We start from the raw sequence: 3,398 nt of genomic DNA, 5'->3' as shown, positions 1-3,398 counted from the left end.
GTAGCCTTCGGGCTACGAGCAGCGAACACAACCTAGCGCCTTTAGCCTGCTCTTTTAGCGCAGCGTCTCATAACCTTTTTGTAAAAGTTTTATTAAAACCTATTTGAACACAGAGAAGTGAGTGAGGGTTAATGAGAAAATATAAAAACAGGAATGCTTCCCCCGTAGCTCTTAGCTCGTAGCCCGCTATCAAAACATGAAGGGCGCGGTAGGTTTTAAACCTATCGCGCCTTTTTATTATTTAACTAGCATCCAAATACCGGCTGCTATCATAAATAGGTTTTCGGTTAGTGAGATAAAGCCAAGCGGTACATTGCTATCGCCGCCAACACAGGCACATTTAAGTTCGCGTTTGTCTATATACACGGCTTTAATCACGGATATTGCCCCGACACTACCAATAAACAAAGAGATAGGTGCAACCAAGTAAACTGGAAGTGCTGCAATCATGGCCACGCCAACAAAAGCTTCTAAAAATGGGTAAACATAGGCATAGGGGATCACTTTCATGGCGAGTAAATCGTAAGTGATAAAGGAATTCGAAAAACTGTTTAAATCTTGCAGCTTTTGAATGGCAAGTACCGCCATGGTTAACGCAACAAATAACTCAAGCGTATACATGCTTAATCCTGCACCGCTCAACGAAAAGGCTAAACTTAGCAACAAGGTAACCGCGAAAATAGCAATGACCGGCGTATACGTTGTGCCTTGTTGGCCTGCAGGGGATTTATTAAAGTATTCTCTGAGTTCATCATAACCACCGATACGCTCATCATCTATAAATGTTTGTGGTGTTGTTTTTACACCGTATTTTTGTTTGAAGGTATCGGTATCGGCTCTTGAGGTGAGTAAATGATCGTCTACTTCAATGCCTTGACGTTCAAGTAAATCTTTAGATTTTAAACCAAATGGGCAAATATGTTCATCGGTTGCCATTCTATACAATTGGGCTGACTTGGCCATATTTTACTCCTGTATATTTATACCAATTTGCAATAATACTTAATCATTTTGAGGGGGTAGAACAGACGCTAACAGACGTTAAAAACGTCTCATTTAGAACAACTCAATAACGAAATTTTTGCCTTGCTATCGACACGATTTTCCTCCCTCAAAATAGCTCAGTTAATTAAGCGAATTGGTATTAGAGAGGTTAACTGAGTTATATAACCTTGAAAGATCAACAGACCCTAAGTGTAAAATTTACAACATGTGCCGTTTTATTGTTAATAAACTCAGTGGTACAGGCTATGCGTTCAAAAATCAGGCCGCTTTTAATGCTTTAAGCGCTGAAGGGGACTTGCAGCGCGTGCCAGCTAATTAATTATAAAGCTATAGGAGGGGCTGTTGAATCTCTGACTACCAGTTCTGGTGTGTATAGTTTAATAATATCGTGGTCATTGGTGCCTTTAGCCGGCGCTAATTTGCCTGATGTTTTACTGCTGATTGCCTTTTTAGGCTTTGCAAACGCGATTGTTTGGCCTGCGGTGTTCCCACTAGCGTTATCAGGATTGGGTAAACTTACTAGTACTGGTTCTGCGCTTTTAATTATGGGGCCACTGAGTGGCTTTACCTCGTTACAAACAGGCTACTCGGTGTTGTTACCTTGTTATCTATTCATATTATTTTATGCCGTGAAAGGCCATAAAATGAAAAAGCAATAACCTCCACCAGCTATCCCTAGCTCAGTGCACTTTGCAGTATAAAGTGCACTGATTATTTGGGCTATTTATCAGCTTAATCGCGTTACTTTAAGTTTTATCCTACCGGCATTTGCACCATAAAAACGACTTAAATCATTAGCAAATGGGCAAAACTCTCCCGATTTTTTAATGGTTATTTCAACGCCTTCGGCAATTTCAAAGGCGTGTTCATCGCTTTGACCAATCGTGCCGATTAAACTAAACCACTGCGCTGTAGCTAAACGTCTAAATGGCTCAAGTAATGCCATGGGGATTTCTTTAACGCCGAGCTGCACGTTATCGCGATGCCACCCAGAAGGAGAGCACTTTATACCATCGTCATACCAATATTGATTAGGATAAGGTGTAAAACGGTAGGTCGCACCTTGGGCAAGCATTAAGCCGGTGGCGTTGTAGGCTTCACTGGCATATACCATCACATCTTGGCTTTGGTTTATGCTAAGTAAACTCATATTTTGGTTGCCTAGCATTATATGGGCACTGAGTCCCATAAAGTTTAACGTGCTGTCGTCGCTGTAAATCATTTTATAATGTAAGTTTTTTAACGATTCGGGACGATAGCTGGTTAGTTTATTAATTCGCTGTGCAACACTGTGATGTATTAATGGGGCGGCGTGGCTGATTTCATCGTCAATTAATACACAGCACTGCCTATCAACAAGTTTAAAAAATGGGTTTAACCAAAAGTAATTTTGCTGATGACTTAACGCCAGGGGATCGGGAATAACAGTCACATCGTCTTGGGCAACCAAGTTACTCTCAGGTAAAAGGTTTTCGTAATCGATGTCATGACTGGTTAGCAATGAAACTGACAGTGGCTGAGCAATGAGCCACTCAAGTGCATAACGCAAGCAAATATCGGCAAGTCCATCGCGATAGTAGCCGCCTCCCACATCGGAATGGGCTCCTGCAAACCACAGCTCGGTAATGTTAGCTTGCTGGTTCATTAAGGTCGGTTCAAAGGCGCGACGTTTTTCATCAAGCGCTACACAGTGCAGCGCCTCAGAGACATTACTGGCAATGGTGTGATTTTCAAAAATAACATGCTCTGCACCCCAAGTGGCTTTACTCACTTTTGACATGCCAATTGAGGCCACTGTATCAAACACACATAAATACACCTTTTCATGTATGAGTGGCTCTAAGCACTTTGCAAATCGCCGCGCTAATGCAGCGCCTCGGCTAAAACCGGTAAGTAACACAGTATCACCGCTTTGATAATGCTGTTTAAAATCATTAATAGCTTGATTTAAAATGCTGGCTACATCGTCTGAACGTGGGGCGAGTGCTTGATTTAAAATTCGTTTTAAACGACTACCTTTAGTGCCTATGCCTTGGTAATAAAAACTTAACTGTTTGGAAAATGGGGTGGTGGGAGAATCATCAAGTTTACCACCGAGCAATAAGTGTAGTTTTAAAATATTAGAAATACTGGCGTCTTCTTTAAAATGCTCTGTACTAAACTGATCTGCGTCTCGGGGTTCACTGCCGGTACCATCAAAATTAAAAATAAGCGTTTTATCCGACATAGGCTGTTTCCTTAAAATTTTTGTGTACTTTATATAGCTAATATTAAAAATTAAAGACAGTGGTAATTTAAATTACCACTGTCTTTAATTTTGGCTAGTGCAGCTTCATTTTAGGACGCACAACACGCAGCACTTTTTCGCTGAGCCACAAAGCAAATGTTTTGGG

At 41.2% G+C, this 3,398-nt stretch carries 2 protein-coding genes and 1 pseudogene; 1 reads left to right on the top strand and 2 read right to left on the bottom strand.

Features of this window, described 5'->3' with window-relative positions; genetic code table 11:
* Positions 1–237 precede the first annotated feature (237 nt).
* On the bottom strand, positions 238–963 hold the full coding sequence (locus CWC30_RS17790; RefSeq protein ID WP_076922973.1) for a MauE/DoxX family redox-associated membrane protein: 726 nt from the start codon (positions 961–963) through the stop codon (positions 238–240).
* A 437-nt stretch (positions 964–1,400) separates the two neighbouring features.
* On the opposite strand from CWC30_RS17790, the pseudogene CWC30_RS17780 reads away from it, so the two are divergent.
* Positions 1,401–1,664, top strand: a pseudogene (locus CWC30_RS17780) (glucose/galactose MFS transporter); the annotation flags it as partial.
* Positions 1,665–1,732: 68 nt separating this feature from the next.
* Here CWC30_RS17780 and CWC30_RS17775 read toward each other — a convergent pair.
* Positions 1,733–3,232 (bottom strand): phospholipase effector Tle1 domain-containing protein, encoded by a 1,500-nt coding sequence (locus CWC30_RS17775; RefSeq protein WP_138627760.1) that lies wholly within the window; start codon positions 3,230–3,232, stop codon positions 1,733–1,735.
* Positions 3,233–3,398 lie beyond the last annotated feature (166 nt).

Source organism: Pseudoalteromonas sp. S4741, assembly GCF_005886135.1.
In the GTDB taxonomy this organism is placed as follows: domain Bacteria; phylum Pseudomonadota; class Gammaproteobacteria; order Enterobacterales; family Alteromonadaceae; genus Pseudoalteromonas; species Pseudoalteromonas tetraodonis.
The sequence above is the reverse complement of the archived record's forward strand: the minus strand, read 5'-3'. Positions and strand labels throughout refer to the sequence as shown.